Consider the following 15,912-nt stretch of genomic DNA (forward strand, 5'->3'; position numbering starts at 1 on the left):
ACGAGTAGCCTACTGGTAACCCCCAGGGGCATCACCAACCATAAGGACGTGGGACGAAGATGAGTAACAGGAATATCGGTATCAAGGACGTGGCCGTTGCCGCCGGCGTGTCCGTGACCACCGTTTCCCACGTCCTGAACGAGGTTTCCTATGCCCGGATCAGCCCCGAAACCAGGGATAAGGTCAGGTCTGTCGCTGAGCAGCTGGGCTACGGGCCCAACCGCCTCGCCCAGGCCCTCCGCACCCAAAGGACCGGGATGTTGGGACTGGTCAGCGAGGACATCGCCACCACGCCCCATGCCGGCCGGATCATCCTCGGTGCCGATGAGGCTGCGAAGGCCAGGGGGTACAACCTCATGATCATCAATACGTCGGGCTCGGCCAGCCTTGAGTCCCGGCAGGCCGATGTTGAGGCCCTCCTGGAGCGCCGGGTTGACGGGATCCTCTACGCCACGATGTACCACCGCACCGTCAAGCTGCCGGCCAACCTGGGCAGCGTGCCCTCCATCCTGGTGGACTCGGTGGCTACCGACGGAAACATCACCGCCGTGATTCCGGACGAGGAAGGCGGGGCGCGCGCGGCCGTGGAGGCGCTCCTCGAAGCAGGCCACACCCGGGTTGGCTTCATCAACAACACCGATGATGTCCCCGCAACCCGCCAGCGGCTCCAGGCATTCCGCGCGGCCTTGACGGAGGCAGGGCTCGACGGCGGTGCGGCGCCTGTGGAGTCGGCAGTCTCGGAGGTGCAGGGCGGCTATGAGGCGGCACTGCGGATCCTGGCACGCGGCGACCGCCCCACCGGCCTCTTCTGCTACAACGACCGGATGGCGATGGGCGCCTACCGGGCCGCCGCGGAGCTGGGACTGTCCATCCCGGGGGACCTTTCCGTGGTGGGCTTTGACGACCAGGAACTGATCGCCGCCAATCTCCACCCGGGCCTTACCACGGTGGCCCTGCCCCATTACGAGATGGGCGCTTGGGCCACCGAACACCTGATTGACGCCGTCGAGGGGAAAACGGACCTTTCCCTCATGGCATTGCACCCGACCATCCTGGGCTGCCCGCTGGTACGCCGCGATTCCATCGCGGCCCCACGCCACTGAGCAGCCAACCCTTCCACTTCCCAGAGGACCGCACCAAACATGTCTGCCTTCCTTGATGCCGCACGTCCGGAAACACCTCCGGCCGCGACCACCAGGTTCCGTCCGGCCATCCACTTCACTGCACGGGACACCTGGCTGAACGATCCCAACGGCCTGGTGTTCCACGACGGCCTCTACCACCTCTTCTTCCAGAACAATCCGTACGGCAACGTCTGGGGCAACATGTCCTGGGGCCACGCCACCTCTGCCGAGCTGCTGCATTGGACCGAACACCCTGTTGCCATCGCCTGCGACGAGGCCGAGGACATTTTCTCCGGCAGCGTCGTGGTGGACCACGGCAACACATCCGGCTTTGGTACTGCGGAGTCACCCGCCCTGGTGGCCATCTACACCAGTGCCTTCAAGGCCGCGTCAGAACACAGCGGCACGCAGGCCCAGTCCCTCGCGTACAGCACCGACGCCGGCATGACGTGGCAGAAGTACGACGGAAACCCTGTCCTCACCAGGAATTCGGCGAACTTCCGGGATCCCAAAGTGTTCCGCTACCAAGGGGACCAGGGCGCGTACTGGGTCATGGTCGCTGTCGAAGCGCATCATCAGAAGGTGGTCCTCTACCGTTCGGATGACCTCAAGTCGTGGGATTTCCTGAGCGATTTCGGCCCGGCCAACGCCGACGCCGGCGACTGGGAGTGCCCCGACCTCTTTCCCCTCGCAGTGGACGGGGACCCGGCCCACCTCAAATGGGTCCTGATCGTGAACGTCAACCCCGGCGCGGTGGCGGGAGGCTCCGGCGGCCAGTACTTTGTGGGACAGTTCGACGGCGACCGGTTCGTCCCGGACGCAGGTTCCCTCGCTGCGCCGGCCGGGGTCAGCTCGCTGGACGCCTCCGCCGCCGCAGCGGCACTGCAGCAATGCCTGTGGCTGGACTGGGGACGCGACTGCTATGCCTCCGTCTCCTTCAGCAACGCCCCAAACGGCCGGCGCATCATCATTGGCTGGATGAACAACTGGGACTACGCCAACGAACTGCCCACCCACCCCTGGCGGTCGTCAATGACCCTGGCACGCGAACTGCGGCTCGCCACGGTCAACGGCTCCGCCCGACTGGTGCAGCAGGCAGTCCTGCCGGCAGGCCCTTCGGCAGATGAGCCCGTCATCCTGGCCAAGGACCTGGTCATGGCGGACACCGAACTCAGGCTGCCTGCCGCCGTGCCCGGCACGGCCCAGGTCATTGACGCGGACATCGTCCCGGGAGCCGCGCGCCAGTTGGAGTTCCGGCTGTTCGGAGGCAATGATCCGGAAAGCGGAACGTTCCTCCGCTATGACATGGCGGCCGCTGAACTCGTCCTGGACCGCAGGAACTCCGGATCCACCGGCTTCCACGAGAAGTTCGCGTCCGTTGAAACCGTCCCGGTGTGCCTGGAGGACGGGGCACTGAATCTCCGCATAGTCGTTGACCACTGCTCGGTCGAGGTATTTGCCCAAGGCGGAAAGGTTGTCCTGACAGATTTGGTGTTTCCAGATCAGGAGTGCCGGGAGAACCGTCTGGCGGTGCGAGGGGGGCCGGCAACGCTGCGGACCCTCTCCTCCTGGACCCGTCGATGACCATGTTCAATCAAACCGAGATCCATTCGAAAGGCCGACCACCCATGCCCGCGATCCTGCCTGCCAAGGACAGCACCCAGCCCGTTGACGTCATTGTGGTGGGTGAAGCCCTCGTGGACGTCGTTGTTTCCGCCAAAGGAACCGTGGAGCACCCCGGCGGATCGCCCGCCAATGTGGCCTACGGACTCGGGCGGCTGGGTGTGGACACCGCGTTGCTGACGTCGATCGGTGACGACCACTATGCCGGCACCATCGAACGGCACCTGCGGGACGCCGGTGTCCGCCTTCTCCCCGGGTCAAAGACCATGGGTGCGACCGCGACGGCCACCGCGGTCCTTGCTTCAGATGGTTCGGCGCACTACGACTTCGATATCCGCTGGGACCTGCCACGAACGGCGCCTGCCACGCTGCCCAAAATCCTGCACGCCGGCTCGATCGCTACTTTCCTGGCGCCGGGAGCGGCCGTCGTCAGGGAGCTTGTGGAGCAATCGCACAAACGCTGCGTGGTCACCTACGATCCCAACATCCGCCCTGCGTTGCTCGGCAGCCAGTCCGAGGCAAGAATGCTTTTCGAGGATCTCGTCCCGTTCACGGATGTGGTTAAGCTAAGCGACGAGGACGCCCGGTGGCTTTATCCGCGGCTGTCCCCGGACGAAGTATCCAGGCACATCCTTGACCTTGGAGCCGGCCTCGTCGCCGTCACCACCGGGGCGGAGGGATCGCTGCTCACAGCGGAAGGAGCAAGGGTGTCCATACCTCCCGTCAGGTCCGCCGTGGCGGACACCATTGGGGCAGGCGACTCGTACATGTCTGCCCTGATCTACGGACTCCTCATGCGCGGGGCCCATGGGCTGGCGCCGTCGGTGCTCGAATCGCTGGGGCGCATGGCGTCCAAGGCCGCCGCCATCACCGTCCGCCGCCCGGGCGCGCAGCCGCCAACGCTGGATGAATTGCAGTCAGACGTTCCGGAACAGCAACCGGCGCACCAGTGAGAACAGCAAGGGAAGAACCTATGTCCAGCAGCAATTACTACGATGTGACGACGTGGCAGGACGGCGATCCGTTCGATGATGTCGGGGCGGTCATCAACAGCATTATCGCCGACGTCAAGGACCGGCAGGCTACCTCTGAGGTGGACAGCGGCGGGAAGCCCGGCGCGGTGATCAACCTCCCACCGGGCGACTACCGCCTCCGTACCCAAGTGTTGATCGACATCAGCTTCCTCAGAATCCAAGGTTCGGGGCACGGCTTCACGTCCTCAAGCATCCGCTTCAATGTGCCCGAAAACGAGTGGCCAGACCTTCATGAACTCTGGCCTGGCGGGAGCCGGATCCTCGTTGACCTCCCCGCGGGCGCAGGCACGGAGGCTGCTACCGGAGCCGCCTTCCGGGTTGAGCGAAGCGGGAGCCCCCGGATCAGTTCGGTGGAGTTCGCCAACTTCTGCATTGATGGGCTGCACTTCGTCCCGGATGGTTCGGGGCTGCATCCGGAAAACACCTACGTCAACGGTAAGACCGGCATCTACGTGGCGAGCGCGAACGATTCGTTCCGTATCAACGGCATGGGGTTCGTCTACCTGGAGAACGCACTCACCATCCACAACGCGGACGCACTTTCCATTCACGACAACTTCATTGCGGAATGCGGCAGTTGCATTGAGCTGCGCGGCTGGGGGCAGGCTTCCAAGATCACTGACAACCTGATCGGCGCCGGCTTCAAGGGCCACTCGATCTACGCCGAGAACCACGGCGGACTGCTGATTACCGCCAACAACGTCTTCCCGCGCGGTGCGAGCAGTGTCCACCTCAAGGGGGTTACGCGTTCAAGCGTCAGCAACAACCGGTTGCACTCGTTCTATCCGGGGATGGTGGTCCTGGCGGAGGGCAGTTCTGAGAACCTCGTGGCCACCAACCATTTCCTGCGCGACCATGAGCCCTGGACGCCGTTCCTGGGGATCGATAACGGGCTGGATGACCTTCACGGGTTGCTCTGCGTCAGCGGCAACAACAATTCGGTCATCGGCAACCACTTTTCTGAAGTCATCGACTCGCAGACCATCCGGCCGGAAGGCGCCACCCCGGTGATCATCCGGCTGATGGAGGGGGCCGCCAACTTCGTCTCCAGCAACCATGTGGTTGCCCTCGACGTTAATGCCACGTCGAGTGACTCCTGCTTTGAGGCGCAGGTGGACGCGCTGCTGACCACCGGCGCTGCCAACGGCCTCGCCGTTACGGCGGTACAGGTCGATGCCGGATCCACCCGGAACACGATCCTTGACTCCGGAACCGAAGCCCAGGTGGTCGCGGACCGGGCAGCCAACGCCATCAGGGCCACGCCCGGACTGGGCGTCCAGACTGCCACGGAACCGGCAGCCCGGTAAGGAGCAAGCCTGCTCGGCAGAAGGTCCCCGGCCCCAGGATTCGCGCCGGGGACCTTCTGCCGAGGGACACGCTAGTGCGTCAGGTCCTTGCCTTTCGTTTCGGGGATGGTGAACACGAAGGCCGCACTGATCACCAGCAGGAGTACCGCATAGACGTTGAAAACCTGTGGCGCGCCCAGCGAGGAACCCAGCCACTGCTGCAGGTAGGGGGCGGTGCCGCCGAAAACTGCCACGCAGATGGAGTAGGGGACGCCCACGCCCACGGTGCGGATCGACGTCGGGAACAGCTCGGCGTAGACCGCGGGCACGATCGCAGCGCTCGCTGCTACGAAAATCAACATCACGGACATGCTCACGGCCAGCTGCCATGCGGAGTCCTTCAGCAGCCACGTCATGGGGAAGTGCAGCACGGCGGAGCCGATGGCACCGGCCCAGAGGACCTTCTTGCGGCCGATCCGGTCGGAGAGCTTGCCCCAGACCGGCAGCGCGGCGATGAAGACGATATTGGCGATCACGCCGGCCCAGAGTGCCTCCCCGCGGTCGATCTTCAGGGCGGTGGTGGCGTAGCTTGGCGCCACGACGCCCCAGATGTAGTAGATCACCGTCAGGCCAACGGTCAGGCCGATTACCTGGAGTGCCTGCTTGCGGTAGCGGACAATCTGCGGCCAGATCGCCGCACGCTTGGCCGTGACGGCCTCGCCCTCAAACGCTTCGGTTTCGTGCAGCCGAGACCGCATGATCAGTGCGTACAGGCCCATGGCCGCGCCGATGAGGAACGGGACCCGCCAGCCCCAGGCGTTCATCGCCTCGGTGCTCAGCGCCATGTTCAGGACGGCCCCCAGCAGGGTGCCGAACAGGATGCCCACCGTACCGGAGGTGTAGATCAGGGTGGCCCAGAATCCGCGGTGTTCCTTGGGTGCCATTTCGGACAGATAAGTTTGCGACGACGGCAGCTCGCCGCCGTGCGCCAGGCCCTGTACCAGCCGGGCCACCAGGAGCATCAGGGACGCGAAGGCCCCAACGTTGGCGAAGGTGGGCGCAACACCGATCATCAGGCTGCCCACCGAGGCGAGGCCGACGGCGAAGGTCATGGAAGTCTTCCGGCCCACCCGGTCGCCGATCCAGCCGAACAGGAACCCGCCGAAGGGCCGGGCCACGAAGCCGACGGCGAAGATCGCCAAGGTGGACAACACGGCCGACGCCGGGTCTTCCTTGCTGAAGAGCTGGCTGGCGATGAAGGGGGTAAACGTGGCATAGATTGCCCAGTCGTACCACTCAACGGCGTTTCCGATGCCGGTGCCGACGATGGTCTTCGCGGTGGACATGCGTCCAGTCTGGGGCTTGCTTACTGCGACGGACATGGTGTTCTTCCTGGTCGGTTGGTCTGGGGGCGGTTGGCGGCGCTGGTGCCGGATGCTAGGAGACCGGGGCGAGGGCGCCCAGCCGTGACATGGCGAGTTCCGCGTACAGCGCGGCCCCGTCAGCCAGCACACCGTCGTCGAACGTTGCATAGGGGGAGTGGTTGAACGGTGAGGTGGCCGGGTCGCCGCCCGGGGCCACGGCGCTGAGGCCCACGAAGGTGCCGGGCACCTCGGCCAGCACCCTGGAGAAGTCTTCGGAACCGCTCAGCGGGGTTGCCCAGCGCGAGAGCCGGCGCTCGCCGAACAGCTCGGTGATCACCTTTTCGGCGGTGTGCGTTTCGTCCTCATTGGTGATGGTGAGCGGGTATTCCTGCAGGTAGTCGACGGCCACCTCCACCCCGTGCGCTGCGGCGATCCCTTTGAGCAGGCGCGGCACGGCGTTCATCATCTTCTGGCGTGACGCTTCGGAAAATGTCCGGATGGTCGCCTCGATGCGGGCCGATTCGGGGATGACATTCCGTTTGGTGCCGGCGTGCAGCACGCCAACAGACAGGACTACGGGATCGAACATGTTGAACTGCCGGGTGACCATCACCTGCAGGGCCGTCACCATCTCTGCGGCGACCGTGACCGGGTCCTTCGCCGAATGCGGGGCGGAGCCGTGGCCGCCGGCGCCGAGCACCGTGACCTCCAGTCCGTCGGAGGCACTGAGCATGACGCCGGACTTGGTGCAGAAGGTGCCGTGCGGTTCCAGCGACGAGAACACGTGCATTCCATACGCTGCCTGGACGCGGGTTCCGGCGGCGTCCAGGACGCCTTCGCGGATCATGTAGCTGGCGCCGTCGAACCCTTCCTCACCGGGCTGGAACATGAGGACGACGTCGCCGCCGAGCAGGTGCTTCTTGTCGGCCAGGAGTGTGGCGGCTCCCACGAGCATGGAGGTGTGCAGGTCGTGGCCGCAGGCGTGCATGGCCCCGTCCGCCTGTGACGTGAAGTCGACGCCGGTCTTCTCCTGGACTGGCAGCCCATCCATGTCGGCTCGGAGCAGGACTGCAGGGCGCGGCCCGGCGGCCCCCGCCCCCGGGTGCCCGCCGCGCAGGACTGCGGTAACCGACGTCGTGTCCTTGCCCAGCGTGATTTCAAAGGGGAGGCCGTCCAGTGCCTGGAGGACCTTCTCCTGGGTGCGGGGGAGCTGGAGCCCGATTTCCGGTTTACGGTGAAGATCGTGGCGCAGGCGGATGAGGTCTTCCTGCAGGTCCTTGGCGTCAGCGGTAATGGGCACGTGTCACTCCTTGGCAATTGGCATCCGGGCTTGTGGACTATTCTGGAGTGGCGTGACTCACACTCGGCAAAACCGCTGGAATTATGCTCAGAACAACGTCTTGAAACAGGAATCGCGCAAATGGAGAAGAATGTCAGAAGAACTGAGTGAGGACGATCTTGCGCTGATCCAGGTCCTGCAGGCCTCTCCGCGGCTGGGTTGGGCGGACGCCGCCAAAGTCCTTGGCGTACACGCCACCACATTGGCGGCCCGCTGGGAGCGGCTGACGGCAAGCGGAGCGTCGTGGGTCACCGCCCACCTTGCCGGGGACCCGAAGCAGATGCTCCTGGCCTACGTTGCCGTGGATTGCGAGATGACCCGACGGGAAAGCGTCACGGCCCAGCTGGCAGCCGTTCCGGAGATCGTCACCGTGGAAGAGGCGGCCAGCAACCGGGACCTGATGCTGACCGTCATTACCCGCTCGCTGGAGGAATTCAGCGACAAGGTCATCTCCAGGCTCAAGACCATCGAGGGCCTGACCAAGTACCAGGTGGCCCTGTGTACGCGCCTGCACAGCAGTGGCGACGACTGGCGCCTGAACGTCCTGAGCCGCTCGCAGCTGGCCGCGCTCCGGACGCTCGGAACGCCGGCGGGGCCCGAGCCGGCGCCGGCCACGGGCCGGCTCCCGGAGAGCCACCTCGACCTCCTGCCGTTCCTGGCCCGGGACGGCCGTGCCACGGCTGCGGACATTGCACGCGCGCTGGGCCGCCATCCGGCCACGACCCAGCGCCAGCTGAACCGGGTGCTGGCAAGCGGCATCCTGTCCTTCCGTTGTGAAATCGCCCAGCGGTATTCTTCGTTTCCCGTGACGTGCCAGTGGTTCGTCAACGTACCGGCAGGCGAGCACGAGGCTGCGGCGGCCGGGATACGCACCATCAGCAACGTCAGGCTTAGTGCCTCGACCACCGGACCCACCAACTTCGTGATCATTATGTGGCTGCACTCGCTCGCCGACATCATGTCAGCCGAGTTGGCGCTGCAGCAGAAGGTGCCCGGCATCGAGATCGTCGAAAGCGCGGTGATGCTGCGGACAGTCAAGCGGGTGGGCTGGATGCTGAGGGAAGATACGACGGCGACCGGCGCCGTGGTGCATGAAGCGAGCGTGGGTACTGCTGGGTGAGGGCACGCTGCGCTAGGCCGCGCCGCCGCCGTCGTCCTCTGTATTTGCCCGTCTATGTGCCGCCCGCAGGTTCTTCCTCTCCCGGACGCTGAGGAGAAATGCCCCGGCAATCCCGATGCCCAGGGCCACCAGGACGCTGGGTCCGGCACCGCCGGCCGGCCCCAGGGTGGCTGCCAGGATCTGGCGCGACAACACGGCCATCTCCTGGAAGTCGCCAAGGTAGACCCGGGTGCCCAGGACGTAGTTCACGCTGGTGAACAGCGCTGGAACCAGCCAGAGCAGCGCCACATCGGCCGCCCACACCAGGAGCCGGACGAGCGGCCTGAATCCACACCACGCCAAGGCCAGGCCAACCAGGACAGCCGGAAGCCAGCGCCATGCCACGCTGATCGAGGCAGGGACGGCGTCCGCGCCCGCCGCGAACGTTGTGGCGGCGGCAAGCCAGGAGGCGAACGGTACCGCCATGAAGCCGACACCCAGGGCGGCCGCAGCGCGGGACCTTGCCGCGAGCATCAGCAGCGCCAGCACGCCGGCGGCTATTGCGGCGATGGTGCCGCCCAGCAGGCCGGCGAAATACAACGCTGAGCTGGGTCCCGGTGCCAATCCGTCGTTGAGCGCGCTGAACGATTGGACGGTGGCGCCGACATGGACCAGCAGCACGCCACACAGGGCGCCGGCCGTAGCGAGGCCCCGGCGGGCCGGTTTCCAAACACGGAGGGCCAGGCCCGCAACCGATGCGCCTACCGTCAACAACGCCACAATGGTGGTTCCCCGGTATTGGCTCAGCGGCAGGAACGTGAGGGGCATGTCCGGCGGAAGGGCGTCGTTGGCCCACAGATTTTGCAGCGGAAGCCGGGCCCCCGTGATCAGCCACGGGGTGAGCCCCACGAGTGCGGCAGCGATGCCCAGCAGGACGGCCAGGCCGGTTTCCGCTGCCGGAGTCCGGCCGCCGCGCCGGTGGGCGGTCCGGTCAGGGCGGCGGGAGCTTGGGTCCGTGACGGATGTCCCGCTGTCCTGCGTTGAGCCGGTTGTTGAGCCGGTCTTGTCCTCCGCGCGGTCTTCCATTGGGTTCCCTTTGTTTGCTGATGCGTCCGGTTCGCTGATGCGTCCGGTTTCTCTGATGCAGCCGGTTCGCCGGTGCAGTCCCGGCTTGGTGGACTGGAGCCGCAGCAATAATACAGCGTTTGGAATAAATACTTTAATAGTTCCGCATTACGGATTTATCTTTCCGGAAACATGAGTTTCCTATTTTTGGGATGACCCTGCGGCGTTCTTGGCGCCGCATCCCGAAGCAGACGCCGTTCCCCGCGCGGTGTCCTTCCCAACGAACAGGCACAGAATGAAGATCACCGCCCCCGCCTCGCCGCGGCCGCCGGCACGCGACGCACGCAGGAAGCCGTTTTACACGTCCCTTTTTGTCCAGATCCTCGTGGCGGTAGTGGCGGGTGTCCTGATCGGCCACTTCTGGCCGGACCTCGGCGCAGCATTCCGCCCGCTCGGCGACGGCTTTATCCAGCTGATCAAGATGATCATTGCGCCACTGATATTCCTGGTGATCGTCACAGGAATCGCCGCGGTGAGTGACGTCAAGGCCGTGGGCCGGGTGGGGGTCAAAGCCCTGGCCTACTTCACGGGCGCTACGCTGTTCGCCCTGGTCTTCGGGCTGGTGGTAGCGAACCTGGTGCAGCCGGGTGCCGGCCTCAATATCGATCCTGCCACCCTGTCCCAGGACGCCCTCAACGCCAAAACCTCCACCTCCGCGCCCAAAGACGCCGGCGCTTTCCTGCTCGGCATCATCCCCACCAGCGTTGTGGGCGCCTTCGCCAGCAACAACCTGCTTCAGGTCCTCTGTTTCGCCGTCTTCTTCGGAGCGGCGATCGTCGTCGTCGGCCGTGAACGCTGCCTGCCGGTGATCAGCCTGATGGAAACCGTGCTGGAACTGTTCTTCAAGATCATGGGCTGGGTGATGCGCGTGGCGCCGGTGGGGGCGTTCGGAGCCATGGCCTTCATCATCGGCCAGTACGGCCTCGATTCCCTTGGGACCTACGCAGTGCTGATTGCGGCCTGCTACGGCGCCGCAGCGGTGTTCATCGGTCTGCTGTTCGTCGTGGCATGGGTGTACCCCCGCGTGCCGTTGTGGCAGTTCCTCAAGTACACCCGGGAGGAGTTCCTCCTGGCGCTGGGCACGGCATCCACCGAGTCTGTCCTGCCGCGAATCATGACCAAGCTGACCAACGCCGGCTGCTCCCGCGCCACCACCGGCCTGGTGGTTCCCACCGGCTATTCGTTCAACCTGGACGGTGCAGCCATCTATCTCTCCATCTCCCTGCTCTTCCTGGCGCAGGCCTTCGGCTACAACCTCGACCTGGGCCAGCAACTCGCGGCCCTGGGGATCCTGATGCTGACCTCCAAGGGCATGGCAGGAGTTCCCGGTTCTGCCTTCCTTGCCCTGTCCGCCACGGCCGGAGCGCTGGGCATCTTCCCGGTAGCCGGCGTCGCGCTCCTCCTCGGCGCCGACCGCCTGATGGACTCCATGCGTGTTGTGGTGAACCTGCTGGGAAACTGCGTGGCAACGTTCGTGGTGGCCAAATGGGAGGGCCAGTTCGATCGCGAGGCCATGCTCCGGGCTTTCGCCGGCGAGGACGCCGCGACGGAACCCGCCGGCGGGGGCACGACGACGGCAGAGGCAGGACAGCCGGTCCTTGCCGCGGTGCCGCAAGGGTAAGCGGCGGGAACCGGCGTCGAAATCACGCACCAGGGCGCCGTGCGGGTGGAGCCGGTGGCCAATGCGCCGAAGGTTGGTCCGGTGGGTTCAGCCACCCCCGCCGCCTGTGCTGCCGACTCCGCCTGTGCTGTCGTCGCCGGGCCTATTGTCCGGGCCATGCTGCACACTGTCCCTATGACTTTTGCCAATGTAGGAATGCTCGGAACCAAACCCGGCCAGCGCGATGCCCTCGCGGCCATCCTGCTCCGGCCCAAACCCGGGATGAAGGAAGCCGGCTGCCTGCTGTACGAGGTAGGAATCAACGACGACGTACCGGACACTGTGTTCGTCTCCGAACTCTGGGAGTCCGCGGAGGCGCATCAGGCATCGCTGCAGTTGGACAGCACGCGCGCAGCGATCGCCGAGGCCATGCCGTTGCTTTCCGGGGAAATGGGCGGCCACCGGTTCACGGTGTTGGGCTCGCCGCTGCAGTAAGGCTGTTGGGCCGGCCCTCCTTGAACTGCCCCGAAAGCCGGATGAGAAATCAGTCCCGGCTTTCGGGGACCATTTCAGCCTGAGTGGACTACGGTAATCGGGGTAAGGAGGACACATGAAACCGCTGCCCGCGCTTGAACTTGTCACCCGCCTTGAGGATGCCGACTGGCTTGATCCCCTGGCCAAGAGTGTCCGGAAAGCCGTGAAGAAGGTCATTCCGGCCCGCTGGGCCCGCGATGCCCTGCACGGCGTCCCCATCGGCCACCCGGTCCACCCGCTCGCCGTCCAGGTGCCAATCGGCGCCTGGCTTTCCGCCGGCGTGCTTGATGCCGTCCCCGGCGGTGAGAAGGCCGCCAGGCTCCTGATCGGAGTTGGAACCGCCAGCGTGCTTCCGTCGGCTTTGGCCGGGTTCACCGACTGGTCACAACTGCACCCGCAGCAGCAGCGGGTGGGGCTGGTGCACGCGGCGGCCAACGTGACGGCAACAGGGCTCTACCTTGCCTCGCTGGTCCAGCGGGCGAGGGGCAGCCAAGGCAGTGGAAAGGTGCTGGCGTACTTGGGGCTGGCCACGGTGAGCGCCGGCGGTTTCCTGGGCGGCCATCTCACCTACCGGCAGGCCGCCGGTGTGAACCACAGCGAGGAAATCCCGCACCGGTTCCCCTCCGGCTGGCATCCCCTGGCGCCGCTGGCGGACCTGCCCGAAGGCGGCCTCCACAAGCGTGACGTGGCCGGGATCCCGCTGCTGGTCCACCGCGACGGCAATACCGTCAACGTGCTGTCCGACGTCTGCAGCCACCTTTCCGGACCGCTTCATGAGGGCAAGATCAAGGACGACGGCGGGGACCCCTGCGTCGTCTGCCCTTGGCACCGGAGCACCTTTTCACTGCGGACCGGCGAGGTCAAAGCCGGGCCTGCTACGGCCCGCCAGCCGGTTTTCGAAACCCGCACCACGGACGGACTCGTGGAGGTATGCCTGCCTGGTGCCGACTGAGCGGGAAGGCCGTTCGGCCCTACTCCGCAGTTTGGATCGACGAAAGACTGGGCTCATGGCCGGAGCCGGCGGAGTGGAACCATGGCGACGCTGCAGTGTCCCTGGAGAGTTGCGTTCGCTGATTCGCCACGCGGAGGTGTGACTGGACGATGCGCATTTCTGAACCCCGGGAGATCGCCTCCGGCCTCCTGCTCCTCACCTCCGGCAGCGGGCCTCTGGCCTCGAACTTCTACCTTGTCCGGTCCGGCCCGGCCTGGGCGCTGGTCGACTGCGGCTGGGGCGGCAGCGCGGAACCGGTGCACACGGCCGTTGAGCGGATACTTGGGCCCGGGGTAAAACCTGAAGCGATCTTCCTGACCCATATCCATCCGGACCACTCCGGCGCCGCGGGCGCGTTGGCCCGGCGGTGGGGGATACCCGTGTACGCTCACCAGGCCGAGCTGCCCATGGCGGCAGGAAGATACGTTCCAGCGCGGTCCATGCCGTTGGACCGGTGGATCACAGCCCCGCTGATGTGGTCGTTGCCGGCCCGCGCGCGTCGCAGGATTGAGGCTATGGGGGATATTTCAGACCTCGTGCGGCCACTTCCCCGCACTGGTGAAGTGCCGGGCCTGGCAGGGTGGGTCGTCGTACCCACGCCTGGCCATACCGCCGGGCACGTTGCCTACTGGCACGCCGGCGACGGCATCCTCATCACCGGCGACGCTGTTGTGACCGTAAACCTGAACTCCTTCCGCGGGATCCTGCTGGGACTGCCGGACTTGTCCGGGCCGCCCTGGTACACCACATGGAACATGGAACTGGCCAAGGACTCCGTCACACGGCTCGCCGAACTGGGACCCCGCCTGCTGGCGCCCGGCCATGGGCAGCCCTTGGCTTTTGGGGTCGTTCCCCGGTTGCGGGCTCTGGCCGCGAAGGAGCCAAAGCAGCGGATCGCGTTTCGCCGCCGCGCCGCGGGAGCGCCCGGCGCTGTTTAGCGCGCGGCGATCGAAGTGCCGCTGCCATTCCGGAGGCGACTCCTACGATGCTGTTCAGGTCTAAAGTTCTCAGTGAGCAGTGCATGTACAAAGTGCATGTACAAAGTGCGTGCTCAAACGGAGGACATCCTGACGATCGACAAGAACCTTAAGCAGACTGAATAGTCTGAAATCTATTGGACCAGGCAGACTACGACAGGGCGGAGGTCCCACTCATGACCATCAAGCTGAACGACGCAGCACTACGTCACGCCCGTCAGCTGATCAAGGACTCCAGAATCGCACGCGATGCCCGCGACGACTGGAGCGAACATGCCCCGGACACAAAGCAGGAAAACGCGTTCATTGACAAGCACGGCTACGCGGAATACGGCACCTGGCACCTGGGCGAGGACAGCGACAAGACGCCCGAAACGAAGGGTCGATACAGCTTCCCATTCGGGGATTTCCGCCGACTGCACAGGTGCGCGATACTGGCCATCGAAAGCCGAGCCGCCCAAAACAACCACGACGACATCGCCAAGGCGGCAAAGTCGCTGCTTGAGGAACTCGACAAGGACTAAACGGCGCCAATAGATCCGCAACCGACGCAGGTGACGATCTGCGGATCTTGCTGCGTCCGGGCACGATCATCCTGGAGTCGACGGCCAATCCTTAGCCGGGTGCGCTGACCCATTCGCCCCTTCGCAGCACTGCCGTCAGGTTCAGGTCCCGGTCAAGGACTACGACGTCGGCCTGCATTCCGGCGCGCAGGTCACCCGCCTGCGCCGGGAGACCCAGCAGGGAGGCAGGGACGGCCGAAGCTGAGGTGACAGCATCCCGCAAAGGCACTCCGGCAGCCACGCAGGAGCGGACAACGTCCAGCAACGTGCTGGTGCCTCCGGCAATGGCGCCCGTGGCGTCAACCCGTGCTACGCCGGCTGCAACCGTGACGGAGAGGGACCCCAGCCTGTACTGTCCGTCCTCCAGCCCGGTGGCGGCCATCGAATCGGTCACCAATGTGATGTTCTGCGCCCCCACGAGGTCAAATACCAACTTCACGGTTTCCGGTGCCAGATGCACACCATCGGCGATCAACTCCACCACCGCCTGCCCGGCCTTGGCCGCACTGAGGCTCGCAGATACCGGACCGGGGGAGCGGTGGTGCAGTGGAGGCATGGCATTGAACAGGTGGGTTACCGTTGGGCGGTTCCTCCCGGTGGAGTTGCCTGCCGAGGCCAAAGCCACCGCCGCGCGCGCCAGGAAAGCCGCCGCCGTCGCATGGTCCGCGGCGGTGTGGCCCAGGGACGGGATGATGCCCCGGGCCGCAAGCTGGCCGGCAAGATCGAATGCCCCGGGCAGCTCGGCCGCCAGGGTCATGGACGCCAGGGTTGGACCTGCCGCGGCCAGCATGCGGGCCACCAAATCCGGATCGGGTTCGAGGAGCAGGCCGGGATCATGCGCACCGCACTGGTGGCCCGAGAGGAAAGGACCCTCCAGGTGCGAGCCGGCAATCAGCCCCAGGCCTGCCAGCTCCCGCAACATTCCAAGGTTCCGGACCAAGTCCCCGGGCTTTCCGGTGACCAGGCTTGCCACCACCGTGGTGGTTCCACGGCTGTGCAGGTAGCGTGCAGCCCGCTCGGCGCCGCCGGGATCGCCCTCGGAGAAATCGGAGCCGTAGGCGCCGTGGCAGTGCACGTCCACCAGGCCGGGCACCAGGACCCGGCCGGCGGGTGCCTCCGGCGGAAGCACCCCCGGGAAGTCCTGCGCCGGGCCAGCGAAGGTGACCAGGCCGCCGTGGGCTGCCACCACCCCGTCCGCAATATCCAGCGAGGCGGTGACTATACGGCCGCGAAGAACTACTTCATCGCCCATC

General features: G+C 65.7%; 14 protein-coding genes. 10 read left to right on the forward strand and 4 right to left on the reverse strand.

Features of this window, described 5'->3' with window-relative positions; translation table 11 throughout:
- Nucleotides 1-59: 59 nt before the first annotated feature.
- Genes AB4Y79_RS13935 through AB4Y79_RS13950 form a run of 4 tightly spaced genes read left to right on the forward strand, consistent with a single transcriptional unit; the run spans nucleotide 60 to nucleotide 5,088 of the window.
- Nucleotides 60-1,103, forward strand: a complete 1,044-nt coding sequence (locus AB4Y79_RS13935; RefSeq protein ID WP_441862846.1) for a LacI family DNA-binding transcriptional regulator — start codon at nucleotides 60-62, stop codon at nucleotides 1,101-1,103.
- Between the two features lie 39 nt (nucleotides 1,104-1,142).
- On the forward strand, nucleotides 1,143-2,708 hold the full coding sequence (locus AB4Y79_RS13940; protein ID WP_441862848.1) for a glycoside hydrolase family 32 protein: 1,566 nt from the start codon (nucleotides 1,143-1,145) through the stop codon (nucleotides 2,706-2,708).
- A 44-nt stretch (nucleotides 2,709-2,752) separates the two neighbouring features.
- Nucleotides 2,753-3,700 carry a carbohydrate kinase family protein gene (locus AB4Y79_RS13945; protein WP_441862850.1) on the forward strand — a complete coding sequence of 316 codons (948 nt, stop codon included), beginning with the start codon at nucleotides 2,753-2,755 and terminating at the stop codon, nucleotides 3,698-3,700.
- Between the two features lie 20 nt (nucleotides 3,701-3,720).
- Nucleotides 3,721-5,088: a NosD domain-containing protein gene (locus tag AB4Y79_RS13950; protein WP_441862852.1), complete on the forward strand. Its 1,368-nt coding sequence runs from the start codon at nucleotides 3,721-3,723 to the stop codon at nucleotides 5,086-5,088.
- A gap of 71 nt (nucleotides 5,089-5,159) precedes the next feature.
- Here the strand turns inward: AB4Y79_RS13950 and AB4Y79_RS13955 are convergent, their stop codons facing one another.
- Together AB4Y79_RS13955 and AB4Y79_RS13960 are read right to left on the reverse strand one after the other, a co-directional pair.
- On the reverse strand, nucleotides 5,160-6,449 hold the full coding sequence (locus tag AB4Y79_RS13955; protein WP_308929674.1) for an MFS transporter: 1,290 nt from the start codon (nucleotides 6,447-6,449) through the stop codon (nucleotides 5,160-5,162).
- Nucleotides 6,450-6,504: 55 nt separating this feature from the next.
- On the reverse strand, nucleotides 6,505-7,731 hold the full coding sequence (locus AB4Y79_RS13960; protein WP_441862854.1) for a M20 metallopeptidase family protein: 1,227 nt from the start codon (nucleotides 7,729-7,731) through the stop codon (nucleotides 6,505-6,507).
- 130 nt (nucleotides 7,732-7,861) lie between these two features.
- Between AB4Y79_RS13960 and AB4Y79_RS13965 the strand changes: the two genes are divergently transcribed.
- Nucleotides 7,862-8,890: an Lrp/AsnC family transcriptional regulator gene (locus tag AB4Y79_RS13965; protein ID WP_441862856.1), complete on the forward strand. Its 1,029-nt coding sequence runs from the start codon at nucleotides 7,862-7,864 to the stop codon at nucleotides 8,888-8,890.
- Between the two features lie 12 nt (nucleotides 8,891-8,902).
- Here the strand turns inward: AB4Y79_RS13965 and AB4Y79_RS13970 are convergent, their stop codons facing one another.
- Nucleotides 8,903-9,955 (reverse strand): hypothetical protein, encoded by a 1,053-nt coding sequence (locus AB4Y79_RS13970; protein WP_441862859.1) that lies wholly within the window; start codon nucleotides 9,953-9,955, stop codon nucleotides 8,903-8,905.
- 274 nt (nucleotides 9,956-10,229) lie between these two features.
- Between AB4Y79_RS13970 and AB4Y79_RS13975 the strand changes: the two genes are divergently transcribed.
- The 5 genes from AB4Y79_RS13975 (at nucleotide 10,230) to AB4Y79_RS13995 (ending at nucleotide 14,620) form a co-directional block, all read left to right on the forward strand.
- Nucleotides 10,230-11,615, forward strand: coding sequence for a cation:dicarboxylate symporter family transporter (locus AB4Y79_RS13975; RefSeq protein WP_441862862.1), 1,386 nt, complete (start codon nucleotides 10,230-10,232; stop codon nucleotides 11,613-11,615).
- A 174-nt stretch (nucleotides 11,616-11,789) separates the two neighbouring features.
- Nucleotides 11,790-12,089, forward strand: coding sequence for a putative quinol monooxygenase (locus AB4Y79_RS13980; protein ID WP_441862865.1), 300 nt, complete (start codon nucleotides 11,790-11,792; stop codon nucleotides 12,087-12,089).
- Between the two features lie 115 nt (nucleotides 12,090-12,204).
- Nucleotides 12,205-13,080, forward strand: coding sequence for a Rieske 2Fe-2S domain-containing protein (locus tag AB4Y79_RS13985; protein ID WP_441862868.1), 876 nt, complete (start codon nucleotides 12,205-12,207; stop codon nucleotides 13,078-13,080).
- A 149-nt stretch (nucleotides 13,081-13,229) separates the two neighbouring features.
- Nucleotides 13,230-14,057, forward strand: coding sequence for an MBL fold metallo-hydrolase (locus tag AB4Y79_RS13990; RefSeq protein WP_441862871.1), 828 nt, complete (start codon nucleotides 13,230-13,232; stop codon nucleotides 14,055-14,057).
- 215 nt (nucleotides 14,058-14,272) lie between these two features.
- Nucleotides 14,273-14,620 carry a hypothetical protein gene (locus AB4Y79_RS13995; RefSeq protein WP_308929680.1) on the forward strand — a complete coding sequence of 116 codons (348 nt, stop codon included), beginning with the start codon at nucleotides 14,273-14,275 and terminating at the stop codon, nucleotides 14,618-14,620.
- Between the two features lie 91 nt (nucleotides 14,621-14,711).
- On the opposite strand, the gene AB4Y79_RS14000 is transcribed toward AB4Y79_RS13995, so the two are convergent.
- Nucleotides 14,712-15,911: an N-acetylglucosamine-6-phosphate deacetylase gene (locus tag AB4Y79_RS14000; protein WP_441863230.1), complete on the reverse strand. Its 1,200-nt coding sequence runs from the start codon at nucleotides 15,909-15,911 to the stop codon at nucleotides 14,712-14,714.
- Nucleotide 15,912 lies beyond the last annotated feature (1 nt).

The sequence above is a fragment of the Pseudarthrobacter sp. YAF2 genome, from assembly GCF_052113345.1.
Classification (GTDB): Bacteria; Actinomycetota; Actinomycetes; order Actinomycetales; family Micrococcaceae; genus Arthrobacter.

What these genes read in the sequence shown, in the direction of transcription:
- AB4Y79_RS13935 (WP_441862846.1), top strand. Translation starts at nt 60, where the DNA reads ATGAGTAACAGGAATATCGGTATCAAGGACGTGGCCGTTGCCGCCGGC.
- AB4Y79_RS13940 (WP_441862848.1), top strand. Translation starts at nt 1,143, where the DNA reads ATGTCTGCCTTCCTTGATGCCGCACGTCCGGAAACACCTCCGGCCGCG.
- AB4Y79_RS13945 (WP_441862850.1), top strand. Translation starts at nt 2,753, where the DNA reads ATGCCCGCGATCCTGCCTGCCAAGGACAGCACCCAGCCCGTTGACGTC.
- AB4Y79_RS13950 (WP_441862852.1), top strand. Translation starts at nt 3,721, where the DNA reads ATGTCCAGCAGCAATTACTACGATGTGACGACGTGGCAGGACGGCGAT.
- AB4Y79_RS13955 (WP_308929674.1), bottom strand. Translation starts at nt 6,449, where the DNA reads ATGTCCGTCGCAGTAAGCAAGCCCCAGACTGGACGCATGTCCACCGCG.
- AB4Y79_RS13965 (WP_441862856.1), top strand. Translation starts at nt 7,862, where the DNA reads ATGTCAGAAGAACTGAGTGAGGACGATCTTGCGCTGATCCAGGTCCTG.
- AB4Y79_RS13970 (WP_441862859.1), bottom strand. Translation starts at nt 9,955, where the DNA reads ATGGAAGACCGCGCGGAGGACAAGACCGGCTCAACAACCGGCTCAACG.
- AB4Y79_RS13975 (WP_441862862.1), top strand. Translation starts at nt 10,230, where the DNA reads ATGAAGATCACCGCCCCCGCCTCGCCGCGGCCGCCGGCACGCGACGCA.
- AB4Y79_RS13980 (WP_441862865.1), top strand. Translation starts at nt 11,790, where the DNA reads ATGACTTTTGCCAATGTAGGAATGCTCGGAACCAAACCCGGCCAGCGC.
- AB4Y79_RS13985 (WP_441862868.1), top strand. Translation starts at nt 12,205, where the DNA reads ATGAAACCGCTGCCCGCGCTTGAACTTGTCACCCGCCTTGAGGATGCC.
- AB4Y79_RS13990 (WP_441862871.1), top strand. Translation starts at nt 13,230, where the DNA reads ATGCGCATTTCTGAACCCCGGGAGATCGCCTCCGGCCTCCTGCTCCTC.
- AB4Y79_RS13995 (WP_308929680.1), top strand. Translation starts at nt 14,273, where the DNA reads ATGACCATCAAGCTGAACGACGCAGCACTACGTCACGCCCGTCAGCTG.
- AB4Y79_RS14000 (WP_441863230.1), bottom strand. Translation starts at nt 15,911, where the DNA reads ATGGGCGATGAAGTAGTTCTTCGCGGCCGTATAGTCACCGCCTCGCTG.